23 protein-coding genes and 1 pseudogene are annotated in these 25,915 nt (G+C 71.8%); 11 read left to right on the top strand and 13 right to left on the bottom strand.

Annotated features, from left to right (window positions below; all coding sequences use genetic code 11):
* Positions 1–1,026, bottom strand: a complete 1,026-nt coding sequence (locus tag ACSMXO_RS34205; protein ID WP_455415223.1) for a BTAD domain-containing putative transcriptional regulator — start codon at positions 1,024–1,026, stop codon at positions 1–3.
* A gap of 329 nt (positions 1,027–1,355) precedes the next feature.
* Complete coding sequence (locus ACSMXO_RS34200; protein ID WP_455415222.1) at positions 1,356–1,817, bottom strand: tetratricopeptide repeat protein; 462 nt, start codon at positions 1,815–1,817, stop codon at positions 1,356–1,358.
* Between the two features lie 80 nt (positions 1,818–1,897).
* Here ACSMXO_RS34200 and ACSMXO_RS34195 point away from each other — a divergent pair.
* A pseudogene (locus ACSMXO_RS34195) lies at positions 1,898–2,247 on the top strand (G5 domain-containing protein).
* A gap of 47 nt (positions 2,248–2,294) precedes the next feature.
* On the opposite strand, the gene ACSMXO_RS34190 reads toward ACSMXO_RS34195, so the two are convergent.
* The 5 genes from ACSMXO_RS34190 to ACSMXO_RS34170 form a co-directional block, all read right to left on the bottom strand.
* Positions 2,295–2,720, bottom strand: coding sequence for a hypothetical protein (locus ACSMXO_RS34190; protein WP_455415221.1), 426 nt, complete (start codon positions 2,718–2,720; stop codon positions 2,295–2,297).
* The gene (locus ACSMXO_RS34185) at positions 2,707–3,366 is read right to left on the bottom strand and encodes a hypothetical protein (protein WP_455415220.1); all 660 of its coding nucleotides are present in this window, start codon (positions 3,364–3,366) and stop codon (positions 2,707–2,709) included. The genes ACSMXO_RS34190 and ACSMXO_RS34185 overlap by 14 nt, the downstream gene beginning before the upstream one ends.
* Positions 3,363–3,623 carry a hypothetical protein gene (locus tag ACSMXO_RS34180; RefSeq protein ID WP_455415219.1) on the bottom strand — a complete coding sequence of 87 codons (261 nt, stop codon included), beginning with the start codon at positions 3,621–3,623 and terminating at the stop codon, positions 3,363–3,365. The genes ACSMXO_RS34185 and ACSMXO_RS34180 overlap by 4 nt, the downstream gene beginning before the upstream one ends.
* Before the next feature lie 178 nt (positions 3,624–3,801).
* Positions 3,802–4,026: a DUF397 domain-containing protein gene (locus ACSMXO_RS34175; RefSeq protein WP_455415218.1), complete on the bottom strand. Its 225-nt coding sequence runs from the start codon at positions 4,024–4,026 to the stop codon at positions 3,802–3,804.
* Positions 4,023–4,895 carry a helix-turn-helix domain-containing protein gene (locus ACSMXO_RS34170; RefSeq protein ID WP_455415217.1) on the bottom strand — a complete coding sequence of 291 codons (873 nt, stop codon included), beginning with the start codon at positions 4,893–4,895 and terminating at the stop codon, positions 4,023–4,025. The genes ACSMXO_RS34175 and ACSMXO_RS34170 overlap by 4 nt, the downstream gene beginning before the upstream one ends.
* 460 nt (positions 4,896–5,355) lie before the next feature.
* Here ACSMXO_RS34170 and ACSMXO_RS34165 point away from each other — a divergent pair, with 460 nt between their 5' ends.
* Positions 5,356–5,628 (top strand): hypothetical protein, encoded by a 273-nt coding sequence (locus ACSMXO_RS34165; protein ID WP_455415216.1) that lies wholly within the window; start codon positions 5,356–5,358, stop codon positions 5,626–5,628.
* On the top strand, positions 5,625–7,598 hold the full coding sequence (locus ACSMXO_RS34160; protein ID WP_455415215.1) for a hypothetical protein: 1,974 nt from the start codon (positions 5,625–5,627) through the stop codon (positions 7,596–7,598). Before ACSMXO_RS34165 ends, ACSMXO_RS34160 begins: the two co-directional genes overlap by 4 nt.
* Before the next feature lie 65 nt (positions 7,599–7,663).
* On the opposite strand, the gene ACSMXO_RS34155 is transcribed toward ACSMXO_RS34160, so the two are convergent.
* Positions 7,664–8,647, bottom strand: a complete 984-nt coding sequence (locus ACSMXO_RS34155) for a hypothetical protein (protein ID WP_455415214.1) — start codon at positions 8,645–8,647, stop codon at positions 7,664–7,666.
* Between the two features lie 202 nt (positions 8,648–8,849).
* The gene (locus ACSMXO_RS34150) at positions 8,850–9,446 is read right to left on the bottom strand and encodes a TetR/AcrR family transcriptional regulator (protein ID WP_346261190.1); all 597 of its coding nucleotides are present in this window, start codon (positions 9,444–9,446) and stop codon (positions 8,850–8,852) included.
* A gap of 143 nt (positions 9,447–9,589) precedes the next feature.
* Here ACSMXO_RS34150 and ACSMXO_RS34145 point away from each other — a divergent pair, with 143 nt between their 5' ends.
* Positions 9,590–10,159 carry a dihydrofolate reductase family protein gene (locus ACSMXO_RS34145; protein ID WP_455415213.1) on the top strand — a complete coding sequence of 190 codons (570 nt, stop codon included), beginning with the start codon at positions 9,590–9,592 and terminating at the stop codon, positions 10,157–10,159.
* Positions 10,160–10,211: 52 nt separating this feature from the next.
* Positions 10,212–10,718 (top strand): GNAT family N-acetyltransferase, encoded by a 507-nt coding sequence (locus tag ACSMXO_RS34140; RefSeq protein ID WP_455415212.1) that lies wholly within the window; start codon positions 10,212–10,214, stop codon positions 10,716–10,718.
* A 166-nt stretch (positions 10,719–10,884) separates the two neighbouring features.
* Here ACSMXO_RS34140 and ACSMXO_RS34135 read toward each other — a convergent pair whose 3' ends face one another.
* Positions 10,885–11,841, bottom strand: coding sequence for a L,D-transpeptidase (locus ACSMXO_RS34135; RefSeq protein WP_455415211.1), 957 nt, complete (start codon positions 11,839–11,841; stop codon positions 10,885–10,887).
* Between the two features lie 150 nt (positions 11,842–11,991).
* On the opposite strand from ACSMXO_RS34135, the gene ACSMXO_RS34130 reads away from it, so the two are divergent.
* Positions 11,992–12,402, top strand: a complete 411-nt coding sequence (locus tag ACSMXO_RS34130; RefSeq protein ID WP_455415210.1) for a VOC family protein — start codon at positions 11,992–11,994, stop codon at positions 12,400–12,402.
* A gap of 137 nt (positions 12,403–12,539) precedes the next feature.
* Here the strand turns inward: ACSMXO_RS34130 and ACSMXO_RS34125 are convergent, their stop codons facing one another.
* Entirely contained in the window at positions 12,540–13,664 is a 1,125-nt protein-coding gene (locus ACSMXO_RS34125; RefSeq protein WP_455419376.1) for a DNA polymerase III subunit beta family protein, read from the bottom strand.
* A 164-nt stretch (positions 13,665–13,828) separates the two neighbouring features.
* Between ACSMXO_RS34125 and ACSMXO_RS34120 the strand changes: the two genes are divergently transcribed.
* A complete protein-coding gene (locus tag ACSMXO_RS34120; RefSeq protein WP_455415209.1) occupies positions 13,829–14,647 on the top strand; it encodes a S1 family peptidase in 819 nt (272 codons plus the stop codon).
* 756 nt (positions 14,648–15,403) lie between these two features.
* Positions 15,404–15,772, top strand: a complete 369-nt coding sequence (locus ACSMXO_RS34115) for a peptidase inhibitor family I36 protein (protein WP_455415208.1) — start codon at positions 15,404–15,406, stop codon at positions 15,770–15,772.
* Positions 15,773–16,136: 364 nt separating this feature from the next.
* On the opposite strand, the gene ACSMXO_RS34110 is transcribed toward ACSMXO_RS34115, so the two are convergent.
* On the bottom strand, positions 16,137–16,451 hold the full coding sequence (locus tag ACSMXO_RS34110; RefSeq protein ID WP_346261183.1) for a hypothetical protein: 315 nt from the start codon (positions 16,449–16,451) through the stop codon (positions 16,137–16,139).
* Between the two features lie 139 nt (positions 16,452–16,590).
* On the opposite strand from ACSMXO_RS34110, the gene ACSMXO_RS34105 reads away from it, so the two are divergent.
* Positions 16,591–19,686, top strand: a complete 3,096-nt coding sequence (locus ACSMXO_RS34105; RefSeq protein WP_455415207.1) for a LuxR C-terminal-related transcriptional regulator — start codon at positions 16,591–16,593, stop codon at positions 19,684–19,686.
* A 15-nt stretch (positions 19,687–19,701) separates the two neighbouring features.
* Here ACSMXO_RS34105 and ACSMXO_RS34100 read toward each other — a convergent pair whose 3' ends face one another.
* Positions 19,702–20,379: a BON domain-containing protein gene (locus tag ACSMXO_RS34100; protein WP_455415206.1), complete on the bottom strand. Its 678-nt coding sequence runs from the start codon at positions 20,377–20,379 to the stop codon at positions 19,702–19,704.
* A 229-nt stretch (positions 20,380–20,608) separates the two neighbouring features.
* On the opposite strand from ACSMXO_RS34100, the gene ACSMXO_RS34095 reads away from it, so the two are divergent.
* A complete protein-coding gene (locus ACSMXO_RS34095) occupies positions 20,609–22,786 on the top strand; it encodes a hypothetical protein (RefSeq protein WP_455415205.1) in 2,178 nt (725 codons plus the stop codon).
* A gap of 295 nt (positions 22,787–23,081) precedes the next feature.
* The gene (locus ACSMXO_RS34090) at positions 23,082–25,796 is read left to right on the top strand and encodes a cellulose binding domain-containing protein (protein ID WP_455415204.1); all 2,715 of its coding nucleotides are present in this window, start codon (positions 23,082–23,084) and stop codon (positions 25,794–25,796) included.
* Positions 25,797–25,915: the final 119 nt, after the last annotated feature.

The following is a 25,915-nucleotide window of genomic DNA, read 5'->3' as shown; positions in this document are numbered from 1 at the left end:
TCACGCCGGGCGGCCGTCGGCACCGGGTACCTGCTGGCGCAGCACCCGCAGATGCGCCGCCCGGAGTTCGGCGCCGGGCAGTACCCCGAGTTCGTCGGCGAGCCGTTCGCGCATCTGGCCGAAGAGCCGCAGCGCGCTCGCCTGTTGTCCGGTGCCCGCCAGGGCGAGCATCAGCCGGGCGTGCAGCCCTTCGTGCAACTGTTCCACCTCGGCGACCTGGGCGAGCGGCGTGGTCACCCGACCGGCGGCGCTGGTGGAGAAGGCCAGGTCGGCCAGGGTCAGCACGCAGTCCAACCGGTGCCGGGACAGGGCCGTCGCGGCGGGATGCCGGAGCAGCCCAGGCCCGCAGCCGGCCAGCAACGGTCCGCGCCAGCAGGCCAGCCCGGCGGAGAAGAGCTCGATCGCCCGGTCCAGTTGGCCCCGGCGGTGCGCCCGGGTGGCCCGCTCGGTCAGGGCCCGGAAGCGTCCCGCGTCGACCCGGTCGGCCGGCAACGCGAGTCGGTACCCGTGGCGGTCGCGGACGATGACCGGGGTGGCCGGGCCGGCGTACGCGGCGCCGACGAGCCGGCGCACCCTCGTCAGGTACGTCTGGATCAGGCCGCGGCAGCTACGCGGCGGACGATCCCACAACACGTCGACGATGTCCGAGATCGGCACCGGCTGGTCCGGTTGGACGGCGAGCAGACCGAGCAGGAGCTGGTGCTTCAACGGCCCCACGTCGACCGGCCGGTCGCCGTGCCGGATCCGCAGCGGACCCAGCACGTCGATCCGGAGCGACCGGTCCGGCCTGGTCGGCCGGCCAGCGATGGTGGACCGGAGTCGGGCCTGCTCGGCGGCGGAGAGGTCGAGGGCGGCGGCGAGCCGGGTCAGCACCCGGTGCTGCGGCTGCGTCACCCGGTCGTGCTCCAGATCGCGTACGGTCCGTACGCCCACTCCGGCCCGGGTCGCCAGAGCGGCCTGGGTCAACCCGGCCCGGGTCCGGTATCCCCGGACCAACACGCCGAACGTGCCAGACTCTTCGCTCACCGGATCGACCCAACCTCAGCGGTAGACGTAGATATCGATCTATCGACTCCGGCGAGACTGCCAGGTGGGACTGGATGCCGACTGGAACCTTGCTGGACCGGGATCGGCGGCAGGCGGGGGCCAGGGTGCTCGGCGGGCGGCCGGGCTCGCCGAGCGGGTGGTGCTGTGGTCGTACGCCCTCTGGCTCTGCATCGGGGCGATCGGCCTGCGTCGGACGGGTTCGCCGGAACGGGTGGTCCGGTCGGAGCGGTTCGGGCTGGGGCGAGGCAGCCGCGACGACGAGCGTCCCGGTGTGGGGACGGGCAGGATGTCTCTTCGGCAGCGCGTGTCTACTCTGAGGTCAGCAGCCGCGCCAGCCGATCCAGGCCGCCCTTGATGAGCTGTGCGTACTCGTCATCGCCAAGCGCGCCGATCCCCGCCTGCGCCCGCTGGAGGTGCTCGCGGGCACGGCTGAGGTCGCCGAGCTTGCGATAGCACTCACCCAGGTTGAGGTGCAATGACGGATACAAACCGGCCACCGGCAGCATCACCCCAGCCTCCGCTACCCGGGCATCGGTGAGCAGGTCGGCCGCCGCCAGCGCTCGCTGATCCCAGACCAACTCCTGGTGGACGTCGTCCTGCACATCGGCCATCGCGTGCGCGAGGACGCAAACGTGCAGAGGATCGCCCCGCTCCCCGCCGATCTCATCCCAGATCTGTGCGAACAAGTCGCGAGCAGCCTCGGGTTGGCCTTGATGATGATGCAACTGCACCCCTTCGTTGATGCGGGCGAGCGTTGCATCGATGATCATCGGCTGCTCCTCTACGGCTGATCTCGCGACGATGGCATGATCGTACTTGCTTCAGAGCATCCCCGTTCGGGGAGCGAACCGTGGAAGACTCCTCGCTGGCAAAGGGCAAGCGCAAGGTTCGGACCGCCGGAGTCAAGGGCTCGAAACCCTTACCTACGAGGTCACATACGTCAACGGGGTGCAGACGGGCAAGAAACTCGTCAACGAGGTGGTTACCAAGAAGCCGGTGACGCAGGTTGTCGCGGTCGGCACCAAGGAGACCCGGAAGTGCGATCCGAACTACGGTGGCTGCGTGCCGATCGCCAGCGACGTGGACTGCGCGGGTGGCAGCAGCAACGGTCCCGCGTACGCCAGCGGCCCCGTCAGGGTTATCGGCAACGACATATACGACCTGGATCGTGATGGCGACGGCTACGGATGCGACGACTGAGGTCGGGCGCCGGAGGGCCAGCGCTGGTGATGTCCTGGGGTTGCCGGCTATGGACGGCTGGCGAGTTCGACTGCCTCGGTGAGGAAGGCGTCGAGGTCTGAGTCGGAGATGTGTTCCTCGGTCAGTACCTTGTACACGGTAGCGGCCTGGATCTTGCCGATCATTTCCTGTTCGATGTTGTAGTCGACGGATGGGTCGAGAATTGAGCTGATCAAGGTTTCGGCCGCTTCGGCGTTGATGCCCGGACCGCCGTTGGTCAGATCCGCACGGAGTTCCGCCACGAACTTGATCACGTCCGCATGAGAGCTGGTCTCTCCGAAACGCCGGTCTACCGCGAGGAAAAAGAGGGCAGCGAGGAACCTGGGAAAGCCGCTCCATCCCGAGGCGTCGAGTTGTGCCTCGATTCGGTCGTTGGCCGCCCGGTCGCGCCGGACCAGCGTCCGGATGTACTCGGGCAGTTCAGGTCCGATCATCGGGATCACGCTTCCTAAGCCGTTGATTCCTGACATGGTGCCATACCGATCTCGTGACGACGGCGAGTGCGCTCGCCGCCATGATCACGGCGGTCAGTGGATGCTCCACCTGCGCGTGTTGCTGGGCAGGGGACGGTGACGCGGTGGTGGTGCCGGCGCCTGTGCTTCCGGGTGGGTCCTGTTGCCGCTTGAAGTAGTTCAGCACGGCCTTACCACCCGCCTCCGCCGACTTGAGGCTGTCCTCCGTGTCATCCGCTCGCTGGACCTGCTTGCGCCACGCGACATCGGCTCGGCGACCTCGCCGCTCGGCTTCCCGGACAAGCTCCTCGCCTGTCGGCATGTCCGCTGCCGGGGGCTTGTCGTCCTTGCCCGACGACCCAGGGGCGATGCGGTCCAGGTAGTTCGTGAAGTGTTCGAGCGCCTCGCCCAGGATCCGGCCGATCTTCGCGGCCTTGTCGCTGGCGGTTGCGAGATCCGCGATAGCCTGCTTCATCTCAGGGTGGTCGCTGCCCTGCGAGGCTTCGCGGTAGTGGGCGAGCGCCTGGTCGGCATCAGCTTGCACCCGCATCGCCGTGACTGCGGAGCTGGCGATCCGGTCGCGTACGTCGAGAAGCTGCGCGACCACAGCCTCCAGACCACCGCTCATCCGAGCCTCTTGGCGTACGTCTCCGCGTGGTCGACCGCTGTCGCGAGTCTCCGGACGGTTCGCTCGACCTCGCCCTGAACATCGCCGAGCAGTGCGAGCCCCGCTACAACGTCGTCGTCTCGGCTGCCCTGGGTGGTGCGCCGGGCGAGTTCGTTGGTTTCGGTCGATTCGGTGGCGAGCTGCCGTAGTCTCTCGATGCCTTCACGTGCCGCTTCCGTCCCCTGTCTGATGGTCGCCTTCACCGCGTCAACGCCCACCGACACCATCCACTGTCGAGGCCGACTCGCAGTCGATTCCGATCCCCACTGCTTGTCGCAGACTATCGGAGCCCGTCGATCAGGTGCTGTCTCGAAGGCGACGCCGGCAACGGCATGTGCGGCGAAATGGCGAGCGCCTCGGCCGGTGGGGCCGGAGCGTGCCACCGCATCGATCCGGTCAAGCGGGGGTGTGGAAGTCGAACTCGCCGTCCTTGACTCCGGCAACGAAGGCGTCCCACTCGGCTCTGGTGTAGACGATGGTCGCCGCGTCCGGTGCCTTGCTGTGCCGCAGCGCCACCCTGCCCGAGCCGTCGAGCACGGGGCCGGCCTCGACACAGTTGCTGCCGCTGTCCGCGCTCCGGCTGCTGACGTGCCAGGCCACCGACGACAGGTTCTCGCTCATGACAGACCCTCCGCGATCGTCACTATCAGTTTCGCCGACTCGCGCGGGTCGAGTGCGGCCTCCCGGACGCGATCGTACGCGTCGCTGAACCGGTCCGACTTCGGAGATTCCAGGTACATGCGCCCGGCCAGGTTCTCCTGGTACGCCACTGCTGGGTACGGCTTCGGCATCCGGAACAGCCAGAACGAGCCGTCGACTCCTGGGTGCAACCAGACCCGCGAGGGCAGCACTCGAATCTCGACGTGAGGTCGCTGGGCGACTTCACCGATGTGGAGGAGTTGTCTACGCAGAAGGGACGGCCCGCCGATCTGCCGCCGTAGCGCGATCTCGTCGATGATCGTTTCAGACCTGGGGCCATCCGGGTCGTCGAGCATTCGCTGCCGTTCCATCCGAAGCCCGATGCCGCGTTGAACTGTCATCTCGGTTGTTCCTGGACCGTCCACGCAGCGGATGACCAGCTCGGCGTATTCCGGCAACTGGAACAGTCCGGGGATCAGTGAGGCGTGATAGGAGCAGATGGTCGCCGCCCGAGACTCCAACCAGGGGATCGTGATGAACGACGAGTCTGACGGGTCTCTGCTGTCCTCGTCCCACCGGTCAGTGCGCCAGATTTCCTCGGCGAGGGTGAGTAGTTGGGCGCGTTCGGTGGCGCGGTGGAAGCCGTACAGGTCGAGCAGGGCGAGCACGTCGTGGCGCTGGATCGGCCACTCGGCCCGCTCGTAGCGGCCGAGCGCCGACCGGTCCCGGTTCAGGTGTTCGGCAACCAGCTCCAGGCTCATCCCGCGTTGCTCCCGCAGGTCCCGGAGCCGCTGGCCGAGCCACTGTGCCCGGAGGGTACGGATGAAGGGCCGGTGCTGCGTCACAACCATGATCTTTCTCCTCTGCGGAATCGGCGCGCGAAAAGGCCGGCAGGAAAGGCCGACCGGGAAGGGTTACTCCCGCCCTGCGGCCCCTGACAACCTGTCTATAGAGGAGGTGATATCGAGCCGTCTTTCAGGTTGGACCGCTGAGTCGCCACGACGTACCGGAATTGTTTACCACGAGCGCGCGTAGCTCCGCGACCCCGCACCGTCACGAATTGCGCCACCGATCCACCACCCGTGTGGCGTGGTGAAGCGCGCGCTCACTCCAGCAGCCCTGCTGCCGTACTCGCCGATTGGCTGCGGTGGCAGGTGCGCCAGGGGCGGCCCGTTTCCCGACATCGGCCTCCCGACGGGCCGCCCCTTTCAATCCTCGAAGCGTTCCCGACGCCGCCGACGAAAGAAGGAGTACGTTGTCCATTGTCGTTCAGGGTTCGACTCCCGCTGCCGATCGGCGGGATGGCCGCTGATGGCCGAGCAGCCGAGGGTCGAGCAGCCGAGGTTCGTCCTGCATCTGCCGTTCACCGCGACCAGTCTGGACGCGGCGAAGCTCTTCGCCCGCACCGCCGGCCGTTCGCTGGCCTTCCTCTCCCAGCTCGACGTACCGGAGACCACGCTTTCCGAAGAGGACAACCAGGGCGTGCGGCACCGGATCTTCTGCGACCGGCTGCTCAGCGGCGGTCGGGGGCGCTGCGCATTGCGGGCCGACCATCCGAACGATTGCACGGCGGTGCGCCCGTGACCGCCACAGCCCTGGTGGTGTCCTGCCCGGACTGCCGCACTGCCAGCTACGCCTGCTCCGCCTGTGGCCAGTACGGGGCCCGGCGGGCTCAACTCGTCCTCACGGTGGCGAACCTGGACACCGGAGCGGTCGCCTCGGCAGAGGTCGTACCCGGAGTGCTCGAACCCCGGCCGGCGCCCGGCGGTGGCTGGCACCTCGCGCTGACCCCGCTGCTGCGTCACCTGGCCGCGTCGGTCGGTGCGGGCAGCGTCCACCACGTCACCGCCCCGACCGAGCCGGTCGGCGAACGGCTGGTGCCGCTGCCCGCCCGGTGGCGGCCCGAGTTGGCCGCCGAGCAGCGGCACGACCTGGAGGCGGCGGCGATCGCCGGCTGGACGCGTACCCCGTGGCAGGTCTTCCTCGGCCGGACCGCCGCGCGGCCGGCGCCCGACCCGGACCGGCAGCTCACCCGGCTCTGCGCGGTCGCCGGCCTGCTTTGCCTCGACCTGGTGGTCGAGGCCCGCCGGCTACCCGGCGCCGCCAGCGGCTTCGGCTGGGAGGTCCGCTACGAACTGCCCGGCTCCGCACCCCCGGAACAGCCGGCCGCCTTCACCGACCTGCCCACGGCGGTCGCCGCCACCACCGTCGAGCGGGCGGTCGGGCTGCTGGCCGCCCGCCAGGTCGCCGCGCCGGCACACTTCGTCTGCTCTGCGGGCCCGGCCGGGGTCGCTCGGCCGGCCACCGTCGACGTCATCTCCGGAGTCGACGTCGACCAGGTCGAACGCCGGATCCTCGGCGGCTGCGTCGTTCCGGCCACCGGCGAGGAGATGCCGGGCGCGCAGGGGATTTGGCGCAACGGCGCCTGGTGGTACACCGGGCTGCGCCCGGGTGGTGTGCCCGAGCCGCGCGCCGACGGGCACACCGGGCAGCTCAGCCCCCGGCCCGCCGGCACGTTGCGGCGCAACTGGGAGCCGCCGGCCCCGCACTGGCGCGGCACCCCCATTCCGTACGCCGACTGCCCCGACTGCGACCCGGCCGCCGGTCTGCGGCCCTGCGAGTGCACCCTCGGCGGCCGGCCTGCCGAACCCGGGTGTCCTCGGTGCCAGGGCGCCGGTCGCTGTGCTTTGGTGCTGCCCTGTCACGCCTGCGGCGGTGCCCGCCGCCGTTACCTCGGTGCCGTCGTCACGCTCAGCAACCTGCGTGACCAGGTCCTCCACCTCAACTGGGAGGTCGGCCAGTCGCAGCCGGCGCGGCCGGTCGGCAGCCAGCCGAACGGGCAGCCGGTGGTCCAGCTTCCCGGCCGCTACCGTCTGGCACGCTGGGCCGGCGCCTTCCGGGTACGCCCCGAGGACCTCGCCGAGTTGGACGGTGGTGGTGGCGTCGACCAGGACCTCCGGGACGGCATTGTCACCCTGCCCGACCCGGACGCCGACCCGCTGGCCCACTACGTCCGGTACGCCAGTCGCGGTCACCCGGGCGCACGGCGCTTTGTCCGGGCCGCCCGACCCGATGTGCCGCCGCTGGCCGACCTGATCCGGCTCGCCCTCGGCCTCGGCCTGGTTGCCACCGTGACCGTGCAGAACCATCGGCTCAACGAGGGTGATCCACTCCGGCTGCACGGCGAGGGCTGGCGCGTCGAACTCAACGCACCAGCCCTGCCAACGGGCGTACCCGAGCTGCCGACCCATCCCACCGTCGAGACGGCGATCGCCGACTGCCTCGACTGCCTCGATCTCGCCTTGGCCGAGGCGGTGCCGGCCGACCCGAGATATCCGATCCCGGTCCCGTCGTCACCGGAGCCCGCGCGGCTCGACGACCCGCTGCCCCTGCTCACCCACCTCGGCGACCGGTACGCCGGCCAGCCGGTGGCGCTCCGCTTTGACCCGGCCGGCTGCCACCTCTACCTGTGCGTCAACCACACCGCTCGGCGCATCACCACCTTCACCAGCTTGGTGGTGAGTCCGGAGGAGGCGGTGCCGTTCCCGTACTGACTCGGCCGACCGCCGCTGGCGCCGATCGCGGTGCGTGGCTCCGGCATTCCGTCAGCGGAGGGCGGTCACTGCTGGAAGTTGCCGGGGCCGAGGACCTGCCAGGTCGGCGTCGTCGGGTTGGCGATCGACCGGAACGGCACGGTGAAGCTGAACGCCTGCTTCGTCGAGCGCTTGATGGTCCAGAGCTTCGACCGGGTGCCCGCGTGCTCCCAGGCGATGCCCTGGCCCTCCACGCCCGGCAGGGTGACCGTGCCGACCCACTCCAGTTCGGAGCCGGCGGACGGCAGCCGCAGCACGTACGCCTCGCCGAGGTCGTGGCCGGTCAGCCAGAGCCGGCCGTCCGGCCCCCAGGAGCCACCGGAGTTGCTCATCGGCGTGAACCGGTCGAGGATCGGCTTCGGGATCGTCCACGCCTCGACGACCTGGAACCTGTCGTCCAGCTTGACCACCTGGGTGTTGTACGTCTCCCCGTACGGCTCGGTCTCGCCGTCGGCGATCTCGTCGTAGTTGGCGAACCCGGCCCACCACGCTCCGTCGTGCCGGTCCAGCCAGGTCAGCGAACCCCGGAAGATCCCGAAGCTGTACGTCTCGACGTGCCGCATCGTCCTCGTGTCGAAGACCTCGATCGAGCTTTCCATCGGCGACTCGTCGTAGTTGGAGTGCGCGGCGTAGAGCCGGTTGCCGACCACCACGCCGCTGTCCAGGTGGATGATCGGGCCGCCGGAGTTCGAGGCGAACTGGAGCAGCGGCCGGCCGGTCGCCTTGTCGTGCTTGGTGATGCTGCGGTTGTCGACCACGTAGAAGTACCGGTCGTCGACGGCGACGCCCTGGTGGGCGTCGAAGGCGTCGTAACTGCGGGTCAGGGTGGCCGAGAGGACCGGCGGCTCGGCGGCGGCCACCGCCGGCTTCGGCGCGGGCGCGGGGGCGACGACGGCCGGTGTGGACGCCTGGGCGGGCACGAGGCCGGCGGCCAGGGCGACCGCGCCGGCGGCGACCGAGGCGCCGAGTCCGGCGGCGATCCGGGTACGGGTCGGCATGATCTCCTCCATCGGGATTCGGGTACGTCCCGGGTCGCGTGGACCGGCCGAGGACGAGCGTCGTGCCCTCGTCAGTCGTCGTTCTGCCCGACCCGTCGGCGTACCGTCCGACCCTCTCCGGCCAACCGCTCGGCGGGCGGAACCGGATCCGGCGACCCGGTGAACTGATCATGAAGGCGGGCGGGCCGCCGACCTGTTCAGGGCGCGGGTGGCGTCAGGACGACGGGGCGGTCGGGGTCTCCGGCGGCAGGATCCGGTCGACCATCTCCGTGATCAGTTGGTCGAGCGGAAACGGCGCCAGCACCTCGGGCACGGTGAGTTCGTCGACCAGCAACCCGCTCATCGCGAGATACAGCAGCAGCGGCGTGGTCCGGTCGCCGGGCAGTTCGGCGCCGAGATGGAACTCGATGCTGTCCTGGAGGTTCGCGCTGAACACCTCGGTCAGCGCGGCCTGGAGTTCGGGGCGCCGGGTGGCCTCCAGCCGGAGTTCGAGCATGGCGAGGTAGCTGCTGGGGTCCCGGCGCATCCGGCCGAGCAGGTCCTGCATCAGCCGGGTGACCAGGGCACGGTCCCGGGGCGCCCGCATCGTCTCGGCCACCTCGGCCTCGACCGGGGTGAGGCGTTCCCGGGTCCGCTGCGTCACCTGGCCCAGCAGATCCTGCCGGTTGGCGAAGTAGTTCGAGGTGGTGCCGGTGGGCACCCCCGCCTCCGCGTCGACGGCCCGGAAGGTCAGCCCGCGCGAGCCGTCGCGGGCGAGTACCTCGATCGCGGCGTCGAGCAGCGCCGTTCGTCGGGCCGGGTTCTGTCGCATGGAGCCTCCTCGTTCTCTCCGGAGGCGCGGCGCCCCCGGTTGACACCACTGCAAGTGTAGTACTACATTCAAACCACTCCACCTGAAGTACTCCAACAGGAGTGGTCAGCGGAGGAAACCCTTTCCAGCAGTCGAGGAGACAGATGCGAAAGCTCGTGTACTACGTCGCCAGCACCGTCGACGGTTACCTGGCCGGTCCCGGCGGGGAGTACGACTTCTTCCCGATCGACCCGGACCTGATGGCGGTGATGAACGAGAAACAGCCCGAGACCGTCCCCACGGGCCTGCGGGCGGTGTTCGGGCTGACCGACGCGCCGAACCGGCGGTTCGACACCGTCCTGATGGGTCGGCACAGCTACGAACCCGCCCTGCGGGAGGGCATCACCAGCCCGTACGCCCACCTCCGGCAGTACGTCTTCTCCCGCACCCTGACCGGCTCGGACCCGACGGTGGAGATCGTCGACTCCGATCCGGTGGCCCTGGTCCGGGAGCTGAAGCAGACCGCCGGACTGGACATCTGGCTCTGCGGCGGCGGCCGCCTGGCCGGCACCCTGCTGCCGGAGATCGACGAGCTGATCGTCAAGCGTTATCCGCTGGTCATCGGCGCGGGCATCCCGCTCTTCGGCGGGGCCTTCCAGCCGGTCCCGTTCACCGTCACCGACACCCGGACCTTCGCCTCCGGCGCGGCCCTCGTCACCTACAGCCGGACGTGACCCCGGGCGGAAATCGCTGGCCGCCCGCTGGCCGGGCCGGGAGGATGACCCGATGCGGATCCGACCGGCCCGTCAGCCGGACCTGCCCGGGCTGCGGGACATCGAGCGGGCCGCCGGACGGGCCTTCCGGGACATCGGGATGCCGGAGATCGCCGACGACGAACCACCCTCCGTCGCGGAGCTGGCCCGGCATCAGCGCGCCGGCCTGGCCTGGGTCGCGGTCGACGCCGACGACCTGCCGGTCGGCTATCTGGTCGCCGAGCCGGTGGACGGCAACCTGCACGTCGAACAGGTCTCGGTGCACCCCCGGGCCGCCCGCCGGGGCGTGGGCCGGCAACTGATCGCGCACCTCGCCGCGTACGCGGCGGCGAGTGGCGTACCGGCGCTGACCCTGACCACCTTCACCGACGTGCCGTGGAACGCCCCGTACTACTCCCGGTGCGGATTCGTCGTCCTCGACGAGCGGGAGTTGAGCCCCGGGCTGGCCGCGATCCGGGCCCGCGAGGCGGCACACGGGCTGGACCGGTGGCCCCGGGTCTGTATGCGCCGCGACCTGTAGCCCGGATCGGCGGGCCAGAGCACCCCGCCGGTTGCTCGGACCACCTCGGCCGGGGGCAGCGACCCGCGCCCACCGAGGGGCGGCCGGCTCAGATCCTCTCGACCTGAGCCGGGGCGGGCGGGCCGATCGGCCGGAGGGCCAGCCCGGTCGGTATCGCCCGAAGCGGTCAGCGGGCCACCACGGGGACCGGGCCGGGGCCGGCGAGCCGCTCGGGAGCGGAGAACCGGTCGAGCACCAGCAGTTCGGTGCCGGCGGACATCTCGGCGAGCAGCAGTTCCTGTGCCTTCCGGGCTATCCGGATACAGCCGTTGCTGTTGTCGCGGCCGAGCTGGCGGGCGTTGTACCAGGCGTGCAGGCCGATGTGCGCGCCGCGCAGCCCGGACGGTACCGAATTCGGTTCGTCGGGTACGGCGCCGAGCGCGAAGACCTCGGTGTCCGCGTACACCCGGCCGGGCAGGGTCGACCGGCCGAGGATGAATGTCCTGCCCAGCGGGGTCGGCGTGGCCGAGGTGCCGACACTGACCGGCCAGGACCGGACCAGCCGGTCGTCCCGATACCAGTACAGCCGGTGCGTCTGCCGGGCCACCACGAGCAGGTCGCGCAGCTCCGCGGTGCTCCACGGCCCGGGCGGCACCCAGGCGATGGTCCGGTTCGCCGACGGAAGCAGTACGGCGGCCCAGCCCGCTCGGCGCGCCACGATCGGCATGGTCACCGGCACCCCGCTGATGGCAGGCGCGAGGAAGGCCCGGGGCCGGCCGCCCGGTGCGTCGTACGCGGCGACCCGGCGGATCGGCCGGAGGCCCTCGCTGAGCCGTACCGTCGACATCGGAGTCGGGTCCTCGGGAAAGCCGCCCGGGGCGGGGCCGTAGTCGATCACCGGCAGGTGCGCCGGGGGCGGCGCCGCGGGCAGCGTCGGCTCGGTGCTCGGCGGCGTGCCCGGGGCGACCGGGGTCGGCAGGTGTTGGACCGCCGCCCGTGGCCGGTCGACCGTCCTCGGTGGCCCGGGCGCGTCGTTGACCACCACCATCGCCAGCACGAGCATCCCGCCGAGTACGACCAGCGCGGCACCGGCCCGGCGGCGTGCCCGCCCCGAGGCTATCTGGGTGAAGCGGACAAAAGCCATCCAACTACTGTAGGTGATCAACTCCTCCCGGCCGGTCATTCGGGCTGTTCCGGGTATCACGTGTGCGGTCGCGGCAGCGGTCGGCGGTAGTTGGCGATGCACGGGCGCCTGCGGAGCGTCAGCGGGCCGGCCGCGTGCCAGACTGGGGTCATGACTGACCCGTCTCCGGTCCGGCAACTCCGGCTGGTGGTCACGACCGACGACTACGACCAGGCCCTCCGGTTCTACCGTGACGTGCTGGGCCTGCCGGAGCGGGCCGCCTTCTCCTCGCCGGACGGCCGGGTCACGATCCTGGAGGCCGGCCGGGCCACTCTGGAGATCACCGATCCGGGACACGCCGAGTACATCGACGAGGTCGAGGTGGGCCGCCGGGTGGCCGGGCACATCCGGGTCGCCTTCGAGGTCGACGACGCCCCGGCGGTCACCGCGACCCTGGCCGACGCGGGTGCGACGGTGATCGCCGAGCCGACGCGTACGCCCTGGAACTCGTTGAACTCGCGGCTGGCGGCGCCCGGTCACCTGCAACTGACCCTCTTCACCGAGCTGGGCGAGGACGCCTGACCCAGGAGGGCCGCCGAGCCAAGCGGACCAACTGGGCCAAGCGGACCAACTGAGCCAAGCGGACCAACTGAGCCAAGAGGACCGCCTGAACCGGAAGGACCGATTGAGCCAAGAGGAGCGACCGAGCCGAGGGGCGCTCAGATCCGCACCGGCATCAGGATGGAGAAGGCCCTGTCGTCGTCGAGCCGGCGTACCGCCAGCGGGCGGATCGGCCCGTCGAGTTCGAGGACCAGTTGGCCCGCCCCGACCGCGTCCAGGGCGTCGAGCAGGAACTCGCGGTCGACTCCGACCCGTACCACCGGATCGGTCGGTGCGGTCGGGGTGTCGGCGGGGGAGACGGTCAGCCGGTTCGTGTCGTCGACCGCGAGGACGCTGACCGCGCAGCGGGCGCCGTCGTCCGCCCGTACCACCATCCGGGTCTCGGCGGCGGTCAGCCGCTCGCGCAACCCGGCCACGTCGACGGTCACCCGGCGGCGGTCCGGCCCGCCGGTCGCGGTGCGCAGCAACCGGCGGTAGTCCGGAAATTCGTGCTCCATCGGGGTACCGGTGACCCGTCGGTCCCGCACCCGCAGGCTGACGGCGGCGGAGTCGAGGGTGAGGGTCGCCGGCCAGCCGCCGGTCAGCAGCGCCCGGGCCGCGTCGACGAACGCGACGGGCACGGTCACCCGGGTCATCCCGGATGCCGCCCCGCCGCCACTCAGGTTGTCCGGGTCGGCGCAGATCTCGGAGACGGCCATCCGGTACCGGTCGGTGGCGACCAGCCGGAGCACGTCCCGGTCGAACTCGAAGTGCACGCCGCCGAGCATCGGCAGCCCGGGATCCGTCCCGACCGCGAACCGGACGGCGTCGACCGCCGCCGCCAGTTCCCGTCCGGATACGGTCAGCCGGACCTCCGGCTCGGCCGACGGTTCGGCGGCGGCGCAGAGTACCCGGAGCCGGGCCACCTCCCGGCGGGCGTCGGCGAGCCCCTCCTCCAGCCGGCGCAGGTGTGCGTCCAGCAGCCGTGTCACGGCGGCCGGATCCGAGCCGCGCAGCTCCAGTGCCCGGGTGATCTCGGCCAGCGGCATCCCGATCCGGCGCAGGCCGGCCAGCAGCCGGGCGGCCGGTAGCTGCCGCTGCGCGTACCGGCGGTAACCGGTGCCGGGGTCCACCGACGCGGGTGCCAGCACGCCGGCACCGTCGTAGAAGCGCAGCGCGCTGATGCTCAGGCCGCTCGCCCGGGCCATCTCGCCGATGCCGAGAAGCCGGCCACCCCCGTCCATGAGCAGGCATTCTGCCCCCTCGACCGGGTCGAGGGTCAACCCGCCGAGTCCGGCCCGCCCGGCGCATCGTGCGGTGGTAGGGGAGAAGGGATATGTATCTACATTCATCTATTCGGCGCTAGTGTGCTGCCTGACCACGACTCCGACACCCCTGGAGGTCAGTCATGTCCCGACCGCACTCGGCGCGCGTACTCGTCCGGCGTACGTGCCTGGTGGCCGCGCTGGTCGCCGCCGGCCTGTCCCTGCCGGCCACCGCCTCGGCGGCGCCGTCGACCGGGTACGCGAACGTGCCGGCGGCCTCCGGTGAGCCCGCACCGGAGGCCACCGACGGCGACGGCGGCGTCGGCACGCTGGTGGTGAACGGCCGGCCGGCGTCGGAGAACTACTCGTTCCTGGTCTACTCCTCGGGCTGCTCGGCCTCGCTGATCAAGGCCAACTGGGTGGTCACCGCCAAGCACTGCCCGACACCGAGTTCGGTACGGGTGGGCAGCGTCAACCGCGCCAGCGGTGGCACGGTGGTCAGCGTGGTACGAGCGGTGAACCACCCCTCCATCGACGTGAAGCTCTTCCAGCTCGGCAGTTCGGTGAGCCATGCCCCCGCCGTCATTCCCAGCACCTCTGGCGCGGTCGGTACGGCGACCCGGATCATCGGCTGGGGGCAGACCTGCCCGGTCCGGGGCTGCGGCTCGGCGCCGACCGTCGCCAACGAGCTGGACACCTCGATCGTGGCCGACAACCGCTGCTCCGGCATCAACGGCACGTACGAGATCTGCACCAACAACACGAACGGGAACGCCGGCGCCTGCTACGGCGACTCCGGTGGCCCGCAGGTGCGCAGCATCGACGGCCGGTGGAACCTGATCGGCGCGACCAGCCGGGCGGGTAACAACAACTCGACCTGCGCGACCGGGCCGTCCATCTACGGTGACCTGCCCGCCATCCGGTCCTGGATCAACACCCAGGTCGGCGGTCTACCCTCCTGACCGACCCCCGTTCTCGAAGACCCCGACCCGGGCCCGGCGACCAGTTCGCCGGGCCCGCGCCGGGTCGCCGGCCGGGGCGGGGCGGGGCGGCCGCCGCAGCGGCGTACGAGAAATACGTAACGGGCCGGAAACTGTACCGCCGTAGTCGTACGTCGGCCTTTGGTGGTTATAGAACGGTTGACATAAACGGCGTCGAATCGGGTTGCGGGTTGGTTGTGGCCATCGGGACAGCGTGTTATGGTATCGACGCTGTTTGATGGCTTGGCCGGGGTAATTCCTGTTTCTCCACCGAGGACCGCGTACGGGGGCGTCGCGTGAGTGTGAGAATTTCGCTGTTCGATGCCGCACAATGGCGTGCCGGGCAAGAACCCGATCGATGACTCGCTGACACCACGCGGGCCACGGCCACCGCAGGCTATGCCCGCGCCGCCGCCTGCCGGTCACGGGCCGGCATCGGGCGGTCCGGCGACCGCTTTCGTTCCCGAGCGCCACCAGTGCTGGGCGGGGCGGCGTCACCTGCGGATACGTCGGCACATCGGGCTGCGGGCGTACGAGGCGTTCCGGGTGTTGCGGCGTTACACCCGGCCCCCCGTGCCACCAGCCCAGGCGTCGACGTCGAGCCGTACCCCGACACACCCCGCACCCGGTTTACCGGACAGGACCCCTCCCTGCCTTCCGCCATCGTTCCCGGAGTTGGTCAGAAAAGGGGGAAACACCATGCGTAAATCGCGCGTCAATTATCGGAAAGGTCTCCAAGTGCTGTTGTCGCTGACCATCGCGGCAATTATTGGCGGCGCGTACGCCGGGCCGGCGGCGGCCGCCCCGGCATTGTCAGACACGTCGGCGACGAGCAGTGGTACCTGTGAGTTCCTACGGGCGCTGTGCCTGTTCGAAGGGACCTCGTACGCCGGAGCACGGTTCACCGTTTCCGCGTTGGACCCGACCGTCGGGGCCTGTGTCGACCTGGTCGAGCACGGCTGGGGCGAGCGGGCCCACTCGTGGATCAACACGAACAGCCGGGCGGCCCTGCTCTACGTCAACGACGACTGCACCGGCCGGCCGATGCTGCTCAGTGGCAGCGACCCGTCCTTCACCTTCCCGGCGAAGAGCGTCTTCGTCTACTGAACCCGTCAACCTCGACAGCGCACCGGAGGGCGGCCGGGGAGAGGCTGACCGCCGGACGACAACCGCGAGAGCAGCCAGGAATGGCGGGGCCAGCCAGGAATGGCTGACGACCGGGCACGACCGCCGGCAGAGCCGGCCGGCCGGGGAAGGCGGCACCCCGGCCGGCCGGCGAGGCGGTCCGCCCGGCGGTCCGGCCCGCCCTCCGCGAGCCGGACCGCCGCTGCGCCGTCCCCGTCCCGGCCCGAGTGGCCGCCACCGACCGGGCCGAGATCCAGGGACCCCGGTGACACCAGGGATCCGGAGATCCAGGAAATCCGGGATCCGTGTGACGTCGAGCTGGTCGGGCCCTGCCGGCAGGGCGCTCTCACCGCAGCACCTCGCCGGTCTCAGCCAACTGCTTCGCCTGGCGCAGCGCGGTGCGCACCGCCGCCCGGCGGTCCTCGCCGAGCAGCCGCGCCGACAGCCTGGCGAGCGGGAGCGGTTCGTCCTCGCACAGCACCGCGACGAGTTCCGTGCCGCGACCGCCGGGCGCCGGGCGCAGCGTCACCGTCACCCCGGGACCGAGGCTGGCCACCGGCTCGGGGAGTTGCCCGTCCGGTGCCAGTTCGGCGGGTGGGCGGTCGATCGTCACCGCGTACGACCGGGAGCGGGCGGCGGCCTGCCGGTCGGGTACGTCCATCGCCCTCCTCCGCTACCTGGGCCGTCATCGTCCGGCGGTGCCGGGTGAACCAGGGTCGTCCGCAAGGGGTGAACCGCGACGGGTCGGGTATCCGCCTCGGGCCGTCGCGTCGGGACGGACCGCAGGAGGTGGGGCATTGTTGGAACGGATCGAGGACCTGGCCGGAACGGTCGCGCCGGCCACCGACAGGGCACCCGCCGGGCCGGACGGCGGGGCGGGGCGTCTGGCGCCGCCGCTGCTCACCGCGAAGCTGGCCGCCGCGCCGCGCTCCGGGGCGGTGCTGTTGCCCCGGCCCCGGCTGTTCCAGTTGCTCGACCTCGGGACGGCCGGCCCGCTGACCCTGGTCTCGGCCTCGGCCGGCTGGGGCAAGACGGTGCTGCTGAGCTCCTGGTGCCGAGCTCGCAACGCGACGGACGGCCGGGCCGGGAAGAGCCCGGACCGGGGCCCGGTGGGCTGGCTCTCGCTGGAGCCGGGTGACGGCGGGGCACGGCTCTGGTCATATCTGTACGCGGCGCTGCGTCCGGCCGTTGACGGGCAGGAACCGGACGAACCGGATCCGGGGTACGGGCTGGAGTCCCTCGCCGAGCAGTTGGCCCGGCGTACCGGGCCGGCGACCCTGATTCTGGACGATCTGCACCAGGTGGACGACCCCGAGGTCTCCAGCGGGCTGGAGTTCCTGCTCCGGCACACGGCCGGCCGGCTGCGACTGGTGATCGGCTGCCGTACCGACCCAGGGCTCGCGCTGCACCGCTGGCGGCTCAGCGGGGAGCTGACCGAGATCCGCGCCACCGACCTGGCGTTCCGCCCCGACGAGGTCGCCGACCTGTTCTCCGCGTACGGGGAGCCGCTGCCGCCGGAGCAGACCCGCAGGCTGGTCAACCGCACCGAGGGCTGGCCCGCCGGTCTGCGGTTCGCCGCGCTCGCCCTGCCGGGCCACCCCGACCCGGCCCGGTTCGTGGACGAGTTCACCGGAGAACATCCGGACGTCGGCGACTATCTGACCGAGGAACTGCTCGCCGGCCTCTCCGGTGACGCCCGCGAGGCGCTCTGCCGGGCGTCACTGGTCGAGGGCTTCTCCGCGGAGCTGCTGGACACGCTGACCGGGCGCACCGACGCGGCCCGGGTACTGTCCGAACTGGACCGTCTCGGCGGGTTCGTGATCCCGCTCGGCGGCCGGCCGGCGGCGTACCGGTGCCATCCGATGCTCGGCGAACTGCTCCGGTCCGAGTTGGCCCGCCGCCCCGCTGACCAGGTGGCCGAGCTGCACCGTCGGGCCGCCACCTGGTTCACCGCGCACGAGCTGCCGGCCGAGGCGCTCCGGCACGCGCTCGCCGCGCACGACTGGCCGTACGCGATCGGCGTGCTGCTGCGGCACTGGCCGGATCTCGTCCCCTACGGCCAGTACGCCCCGACCCGGCCGGCGCCGCCGGCGCCGTCCCCGGAGGCGGTCCGTGCCGACCCGGAACTCGGTCTGGCCTGTGCCGCGGACCGGCTGGACGGGGGTGAGCCGATCGCCGCCACCGGCTACCTCGCGCTGGCCGCCGAGCACACCGACCTGCTCGACGCCGCCCGCCGGCACCGGTTCCGGCGGATCGCGGCGGCCCTGCGGCTCGCCGCCGCCCAGTCGGCCGGAGACGAACCGGCGGTACGCGCCGGGGCCGCCGACCTCCTCCGCCCGGATCCGCTGGCCGGCCAGGCCGACGTCGCGGCGGTGACCGCCGACCCGGCCGCGCTGCTCGGCCCCGCCCCGGCCGCCCGGCTGGACCTCGACGGCAGCCCGGTCGTGGGCGTCGATGTCGAGGCGTACGTGGACGCCGACCAGATCGACCTGGGCCGGCTCACCCTGCCCGACTCCGCTCGGACCGACCTTCTCGATCCGGGCAGCCATGACCTGCCCGACGCTGCCCGGACCGACGTCCTCGGTCTCGGCCGTGCCGACGTGGCGGCGGCGGGTTGGGCCGGCCCGTCGGACTCCGGTCTGGGGGACCCGCCCGACCTGGGGCGGCTCGGTGTCGCGCTGGCCGGCGGCGGGGATTCCGACCGGAACGACCTCGAACTCCAGGTGAGGGCGGTGGCCAGGCTGGTGCCGGGGACGATCCGGTTCGGGACGGGCGACCCGACCGCCGCCGAGCCGGAGATCGCCGACGGGCTGGCCGAGGCGACCCGGGCGGAGCTGCCCCGGGCCCGTCGGCTCTGCCTGGGCCGGCTGGCGCTGGTCCGGGCGATCCGCGGCGACCTGACCGGCGCGGACGAGGCAGCCCGGGCGGCACTCGGCACGGCGCCCTTCGGCGGGCTGGTCCGGCCGGCCGACGGCGTACACGGCTATCTCGCGCAGGCGCTCGTCGCGCTGCACCGGGACCGGCCGGACGACGCGGACGCGAATCTGGCGCTCGGCGTCCGGGCCGCCGAGTACGTCGACGAACCGCTCGTGCACGGACTGGCCGGCATCATCCAGGCTCGGCTGCTGCGTGACCGGGGTGACCTGACCGGTGCGCACCAGGCGCTGGCGGGCAGCCGCCGGCGGCTCGGTGACCGGGCCGAGACGCAGCCACTCGCGCACTGGCTGCTCGCCGCCGAGGCGGAGCTGTGGATCGACCACGGCGACATCGAGTTGGCCAGGGGCATGCTCACTCCGGCACTGGAGCGGGGAACGGCTCCGGTCGAGCCGGTGGCGGTGGCGCTGTCCCGGGCCCACCTGCGGGCGCGGGACCCGCAGGCCGCCCTGCGGACGCTGCCGGACTGGGCGGCGCCGGCCGGGGCCGGTGGGCCGCTTCCGCTGCGGCTGGTGGCCGGACTGCTCGACGCGAGCGCGGCCCGGTTGACCGGCGACCACCGGCGCGCCGCCCGCGTCCTGGAACAGGTGCTGCGGTTGGCGGAGCCGGAGGGCTTCCGGCAGGTCTTCATCCGGGCCGATCCACCGGTACGGGAGCTGCTCGCCGCGCACCTCGACTCGGGTACGGCGTACTGGCCGATGGTGAACGAGCTGCTCGACGCCGTCGACGGGACGGGCGGTGCGGCGACCCCGGCGGTGGCGCCACTGGGCGAACCGCTGACCGAGCGGGAGCTGACGGTGCTCCGCTACCTGCAGAGCATCCTGTCCAATGTGGAGATCGCGGCGGAACTCTCGCTCTCGGTCAACACCGTCAAGACGCACGTCCGGAACATCTACCGCAAGCTCGACGCCACCCGGCGCCGCGACGCCGTACGCCGGGCCCGCGAACTCAACCTGATCTGACCCGAGCCCGAAGCCTCACAGCCGTACGGTGATGTGGTTGTCGACCTGCGTGACGCCCGGCGCCGACCACGCGACCCGTTCGGCCTCCTCGCGTTCGAGCCACGACCGGACCTTGCCGGTCAGCACCACGGCGTCGCCCTCGATCCGGATGTCGATGCCCGCCGCGTCCGTCTCCACGCTGCGTACCAGTGCGCTCTGGATCCGCTCGGAGATCTCGTCGCGCTCCGGTCGTTCCCGCGGTTGGACCGAGATCCCGTTGGTGAGGCCGCGGACTCCGGCGAGCCGGCGTACCGCCTGCTCGGCGGCGCGTCGCTGGTATTCCCACTCGACGTCGCCGCGCAGCACGACCCAGCCGTTGGAGACGGTCACGTCGACATCGCAGGTGCAGACGAAAGCGTCCCACTCCAGGGCCCGGGTGACCGCCGCCGCGATCTCGGGGTCGTCGCGCTCGGCCGAGGAGGGCAGGCGTACCTCGAGGTCGTTCGCGACCGCCCGGACCCGGTGTACCCGCTGCGCGGCCCGTTCCGCGGCCCACTTCTTGGCGTAGTTGTCCACCCAGCCGCGCAGCGTCACCACGCCGTCCTGCACCGCCACACCGATCTCGTTCGGCTGGACCCGGGGTTCCCAGGCCAACTCCGCCAGGATGTCGCGCTGGATCTCCTCGTCACTGCGGCTCGTCGCGCGGCTGGCCATTCTCGCTCCTCCGACGGGTCCGGGGGACCGGTAGGCTGCGCCCCGCCGGTCACGTCCGCGGTTCGACTCTGACCCGCCCTCGGGTGAGCGACCCTCACCCGTGCGGGGTGAGCCGGACTGGGGCGTGACAGTCCCGGCGAACATCAGGAATCATCTATCCCGGTGTGCTCCGGGGCAGACGCCGGTGTGGTGCGGGGGACAGGGCCCGGGCCGGAAGGAATGGGCAGGGATGACGATCGAACGGCAGACGGCACCGGCCGGACCTGACGAGCGGGCCGCCGACGACCGCGACGAGCGGGCCGGCGACGGGCCCGACGAGCGGACGGGACCGCCGGAGAGCGGCGCCGCGCCGTCCGGCCCGGGTCGGGTGTCCCGGGCCCCCTTCCTGGTGCGCCTGGTCAGCCACGAGTGGACGCTGGCCGTGCTCGGCGGGCTGCTGCTGGCCGTGGTGCTGACCTGGCCGACCCTGCGCGACATCACCAGTACGATCCCGCAGGACATCGGGGATCCGACCCTTCAGGCGTGGCAGATCGCCTGGGGCGGCCACGCGGTGCTGACCGACCCCAGCCAGTTGTGGCACTCCAACACCTTCTATCCGGAGCCCTACACCTACGCCTACTCCGACACCCTGCTCGGCTACGCCCCGGCCGGGATGATCGGCGAGGGTCCGGTGGCCGGCGTGGTCCGCTACAACATCCTGTACGTCCTGGTGCACGCGCTCGCCTTCGTCGGGGCGTACGCGCTGGTCCGGCAGCTCGGGGCGGGCCGGATCGGTGCCGCGGCGGCCGGAGTCGCCTTCGGGTACGCCCCCTGGAAGCTGGCCCAGGCCGGGCACCTGCACGTGCTCTCCATCGGCGGCATCGCGCTGGCCCTGGCAATGCTGGCCCGGGGACACGGCTGGTCGCTGCGGCACGGCTACCGGCCGGACCGGCGCCGTCCCGGCTGGGCCTTCGCCGGCTGGCTGGTGGCGGCCTGGCAGATGACCCTGGGCTTCGGCATCGGGCTGCCGTTCGGTTACGTGCTGGCACTGGTCTGCCTGGCCGCCGGGGCCGGCTACGCCTGGTCGTGGTGGCGGCGCCGGTCCCGTCCGCCGTTCGGTCGACGGCTGCTGCTGGCCGACCTGGCCGGCGGGGTGGTGTTCGGCGGGGTCAGCATCCTGATGGCGCTGCCCTACCTGGAGGTGGTGGCCCGGCACCCGGCCGGCCGGCGGACGCTGGCGCACGTGCAGATGTTCTCGCCGCCGTGGCGGGGTTTCCTGGTCGCGCCGCCGGAGAACTGGCTCTGGGGCGAGCGGCACGCTGCCGCCCGGGCGAGCCTCAGCTTCGCCGGGGAGATGACCCTGCTGCCCGGGGTCGTGCTGATCGGGCTGGCCTTCGCCGGGCTGTTCTTCTCGGTGTGGCGGCTGCGACACCGGATACTGCTCACGGTCGGTGTGCTGGTCAGCGTCGGGCTGGCCAGTGGCACCACGCTCGGCGGCGACGGCGATCCCGGGTACGCCACCCTGGTGCTGCACGCGCCCGGCTTCGACGCCATCCGGACCTCCGGTCGGCTGGTGCTCTGGACGACCCTGCTGCTCGGCATCCTGGCCGCCGGTGCGCTGACCGCGCTGACCCGGCTCGGCACGGAGCCGTCCGGTGACCGGCCGCCGGAGGGCACCCCCGCCGACACCCGACCGGAAACCGCCGACACCGCGCCGGCCACCGCCACCATTCCGCCGGCCGCCGCCGAGCCCGGCGCCGGCCAGCCCCGATCGGAGTCGGGGCCGGCGGCCATGGACGAGGAGGCGCCGGCCACCGAGCCGGGACAGCCCGGCCCGGACGACGGTCCGGCCCAGGCCGCGCCGCCGCGGCAAGCGGGGGAGCGGTCGGGCATCCCGGTGCCCGTGCTGCGGATGGCCGCCTACCAGCCGCCGCCGGGCACCGAGGAGCAGCCGGACCGGCGGGCACCCGGGTGGCGTGCCGCCGGGTTCCGCAGGGCGCTGGTCCGGTTGGTCGCACTGATCCCGCTCGCGCTGATCCTCGTCGAGGGCGTCAACACCACCCCGCACGCCCCGGTGATCCCGCAGCCGGCCGCGTTGCGCGGGGCCGAGGGCCCGCTGCTGGTGCTGCCGAGCAGCGGCACCCTGGAGTTCAGCGTGATGCTCTGGTCCACCGACGGCTTCCCGAAGATCGTTAACGGACTCGCCGCCTTCACCCCGGACTCGCAGGCGCAGACTCTCGGCATCACGGCGAGCTTCCCCGATCGGCTCAGCGTCGACCATCTGCGTCAACTCGGCGTCCGTACCGTCGTGGTGCTGCCGGAGTACCTGCCCGGGACGCCGTGGCAGGAGGTGCTGAACCGGCCGGTCGACGGCTTGGGCATCACCCGCGAGGAGGTCTCCGGCTCGGTGGTGTTCCGGCTTGGCTGAGCCCGGCCCACCACCGGCTTAGTTTAGACGTCCAACTATTGACACGGTGTCCGGCCGTGTGTGAACGTCTGCACGACGCCGTTACGGGAGCCAGGACGACGCCACGGGAGCAAGGGCAGCTCCCGGCTCGGGAAGTCTTCCGTCCGTGCGCGCGATCGGCGGGACCGCACTGGTCCGGATCGTCTCCGGCGTCCGCCTCGGAACGCCCGCCGCGCCGGCGGTTCGTCCGTCCCCCCGGCGTGCCAACCCCCGGCCGCGCCGGCCAGCGCAAGCTCTTTGACCCAGGGAGCCGTACATGCGTAGAAGTCTCGCCAGTACCCTCGCGGCGGTACTGGCCGCCGGCGTGGTGGCCGTGGTGGCCCAGGTCGCCGTCAGCCCCTCCGCGGCACCAGCCTCGGCCGCGGCGGCCGAGCCGTACTCGTGGCAGAACGTCCGGATCGACGGCGGCGGCTTCGTCCCCGGCATCGTCTTCAACCCCACCGAGCGGAACCTGATCTATGCCCGCACCGACATCGGCGGCGCCTACCGCTGGGAGCAGTCCAGCCAGAGCTGGACCCCATTGCTGGACTGGGTCGGCTGGGACCGCTGGGGCTGGAACGGCGTGCTCAGCATCGCCACCGACCCGGTACAGACCAACCGGGTCTACGCGGCGGTCGGGATGTACACCAACGACTGGGACCCGAACAACGGCGCGATCCTGCGCTCCACGGACAAGGGCAACACCTGGCAGGCGTACCAGTTGCCGTTCAAGGTGGGCGGCAACATGCCGGGCCGGGGCCAGGGTGAGCGGCTGGCTGTCGACCCGAACCGGAACAGCATCGTCTACTACGGCGCCGAGGGCGGCAACGGGCTCTGGCGCAGCACCGACCACGGCGCCACCTGGGCGAAGGTGAGCAACTTCCCGAACGCCGGCAACTACGCCCAGGACCCGTCCGACCCGAACGGCTACCTGAACCAGAACCAGGGCGTGACCTGGGTGAGCTTCGACTCCAGCACCGGCACCGCCGGCAACACCACCCAGACCATCTACGTCGGGGTCGCGGACAAGTCCAACCCGGTCTACCGGAGCACCAACGGCGGTACGAGCTGGGAGCGGATCGCGGGCCAGCCCACCGGCTATCTGGCGCACAAGGGTGTCGTCGACCCGGTCGGCGGCTTCCTCTACATCGCCACCAGCGACACCGGCGGCCCGTACGACGGCGGCAAGGGCGACGTCTGGAAGTTCAACCGGGCCACCGGGGCGTGGACGCAGATCAGCCCGGTCCCGTCCAGCAGCGCCGACGCGTACTACGGGTACAGCGGGTTGACCATCGACCGGCAGAACCCGAACACCATCATGGTGGCGACGCAGATCTCCTGGTGGCCGGACGCGATCTTCTTCCGGAGTACGGACGGCGGCGCGACCTGGACCCGGATCTGGGACTTCGGGGCGTACCCGAACCGGACCAAGCGCTACACCATGGACATCAGCTCGGTGCCGTGGCTGACCTTCGGCGCCAACCCGTCCCCGCCGGAGGAGACCCCGAAGCTCGGCTGGATGAACGAGTCGGTGGAGATCGACCCGTTCGACGGCAACCGGCTGATGTACGGCACCGGCGCCACCATCTACGGCACCACCAACCTGCGCAACTGGGACAGCGGCGGCACAGTCACCATCCGGCCGATGGTGCGGGGACTGGAGGAGACGGCCGTGCTCGACCTGGTCAGCCCGCCGTCGGGCGCCCCGCTGGTCAGCGGGCTCGGCGACGTCGGCGGTTTCCGGCACACCAGCCTGGACGCCGTACCGGCGACGATGTTCACCCAGCCGGTCTTCACCAGCACCACCAGCCTGGACTTCGCCGAGCTGAACCCGAGCGTCATGGTCCGGGCCGGCAACTTCACCGACGCCGACCGGCCGAACGACAGCCACGTCGCCTTCTCCACCGACGGCGGGGCGAACTGGTTCCAGGCCCAGGAGCCGGGCGGGATCAACAGCGGCGGCACCGTCGCGGTGGCCGCGAACGGCAGCCGGTTCGTCTGGGCGCCCGGCGACTCCGGAGCGCAGGTGGTCTACTCGGTCGGGTACGGCAACTCGTGGAGCCAGTCCAGCGGGATCCCGGCGTACGCGACCGTCGAGGCCGACCGGGTGAACCCGAACACGTTCTACGGCTACTCGGCCGGCCGGTTCTACGTCAGCACCGACGGCGGTCAGAGCTTCGCCGCCACCGCCGCGACCGGGTTGCCGGGCAGCGGGGCGAAGTTCAAGGCGGTGGCCGGGGCCGAGGGGGACATCTGGCTGGCCGGCGAGACCGGGATCTTCCGGTCCACCGACTCCGGAGCGAGCTTCACGAAGTTGTCGAACGTGAGCAGTGCGGTCAACGTCGGGTTCGGCCGGGCGGCGCCGGGGCAGACGTACCCGGCGGTCTTCGCGGTCGCCACCGTCGACGGCGTCCGCGGGGTGTACCGGTCGGACGACGCCGGTGGCGCCTGGGTGCGGATCAACGACGACCAGCACCAGTACGGCAACATGGGCGAGGCGCTGACCGGTGACCCGAGGGTCTACGGCCGGGTCTACCTCGGCACCAACGGCCGGGGCATCCTGGTCGCGGACCGGCTCGGCGGCCCCTCCCACCCGCCCACCGCCACCCCGACCACCCGGCCGCCCACGGCGACTCCGACCACCCGCCCGCCCACGGCCACCCCGAGCAGCACGCCGCCGCCGAGCGGGGCGTGTACGGCCGCCTACCGGGTGACCGGCTCGTGGCAGGGTGGCTTCCAGGCCGAGGTGACCGTGCGGAACACCGGCACGTCGGCGATGACCGGCTGGACGGTGGGCTGGACCTTCGGGAACGGACAGGCGATCAGCCAGATCTGGGGAGGTACGCACACCCAGTCCGGTTCGTCGGTTTCGGTGCGGAACGTGTCGTACAACGGCAACCTGGCACCGAACGCCTCCACCACGTTCGGCTTCCTCGGCAGTTGGACGGGTGCGAACGCCGTGCCGGCGCCGGTGAGCTGCGCGCGGAGCTGACCAAGCCGCGCGGAGCTGACCAAGCCGCGTGGGACTGACCAGGGACCGGGCCCGCACGTGCGGGACCCGGCGCGGGAACGCACCGGGCCCCGGCTTCCGCGGACCCGCCCGACCGGCCG

It is taken from the genome of Plantactinospora sp. DSM 117369, from assembly GCF_053764795.1.
This window is presented reverse-complemented; position numbering and strand designations above follow the sequence as displayed.

What these genes read in the sequence shown, in the direction of transcription:
- ACSMXO_RS34200 (WP_455415222.1), bottom strand. Translation starts at nt 1,817, where the DNA reads ATGATCATCGATGCAACGCTCGCCCGCATCAACGAAGGGGTGCAGTTG.
- ACSMXO_RS34190 (WP_455415221.1), bottom strand. Translation starts at nt 2,720, where the DNA reads ATGATCGGACCTGAACTGCCCGAGTACATCCGGACGCTGGTCCGGCGC.
- ACSMXO_RS34185 (WP_455415220.1), bottom strand. Translation starts at nt 3,366, where the DNA reads ATGAGCGGTGGTCTGGAGGCTGTGGTCGCGCAGCTTCTCGACGTACGC.
- ACSMXO_RS34175 (WP_455415218.1), bottom strand. Translation starts at nt 4,026, where the DNA reads ATGAGCGAGAACCTGTCGTCGGTGGCCTGGCACGTCAGCAGCCGGAGC.
- ACSMXO_RS34170 (WP_455415217.1), bottom strand. Translation starts at nt 4,895, where the DNA reads ATGGTTGTGACGCAGCACCGGCCCTTCATCCGTACCCTCCGGGCACAG.
- ACSMXO_RS34165 (WP_455415216.1), top strand. Translation starts at nt 5,356, where the DNA reads ATGGCCGAGCAGCCGAGGGTCGAGCAGCCGAGGTTCGTCCTGCATCTG.
- ACSMXO_RS34155 (WP_455415214.1), bottom strand. Translation starts at nt 8,647, where the DNA reads ATGGAGGAGATCATGCCGACCCGTACCCGGATCGCCGCCGGACTCGGC.
- ACSMXO_RS34150 (WP_346261190.1), bottom strand. Translation starts at nt 9,446, where the DNA reads ATGCGACAGAACCCGGCCCGACGAACGGCGCTGCTCGACGCCGCGATC.
- ACSMXO_RS34145 (WP_455415213.1), top strand. Translation starts at nt 9,590, where the DNA reads ATGCGAAAGCTCGTGTACTACGTCGCCAGCACCGTCGACGGTTACCTG.
- ACSMXO_RS34140 (WP_455415212.1), top strand. Translation starts at nt 10,212, where the DNA reads ATGCGGATCCGACCGGCCCGTCAGCCGGACCTGCCCGGGCTGCGGGAC.
- ACSMXO_RS34135 (WP_455415211.1), bottom strand. Translation starts at nt 11,841, where the DNA reads ATGGCTTTTGTCCGCTTCACCCAGATAGCCTCGGGGCGGGCACGCCGC.
- ACSMXO_RS34130 (WP_455415210.1), top strand. Translation starts at nt 11,992, where the DNA reads ATGACTGACCCGTCTCCGGTCCGGCAACTCCGGCTGGTGGTCACGACC.
- ACSMXO_RS34125 (WP_455419376.1), bottom strand. Translation starts at nt 13,664, where the DNA reads ATGGACGGGGGTGGCCGGCTTCTCGGCATCGGCGAGATGGCCCGGGCG.
- ACSMXO_RS34120 (WP_455415209.1), top strand. Translation starts at nt 13,829, where the DNA reads ATGTCCCGACCGCACTCGGCGCGCGTACTCGTCCGGCGTACGTGCCTG.
- ACSMXO_RS34110 (WP_346261183.1), bottom strand. Translation starts at nt 16,451, where the DNA reads ATGGACGTACCCGACCGGCAGGCCGCCGCCCGCTCCCGGTCGTACGCG.
- ACSMXO_RS34100 (WP_455415206.1), bottom strand. Translation starts at nt 20,379, where the DNA reads ATGGCCAGCCGCGCGACGAGCCGCAGTGACGAGGAGATCCAGCGCGAC.
- ACSMXO_RS34095 (WP_455415205.1), top strand. Translation starts at nt 20,609, where the DNA reads ATGACGATCGAACGGCAGACGGCACCGGCCGGACCTGACGAGCGGGCC.
- ACSMXO_RS34090 (WP_455415204.1), top strand. Translation starts at nt 23,082, where the DNA reads ATGCGTAGAAGTCTCGCCAGTACCCTCGCGGCGGTACTGGCCGCCGGC.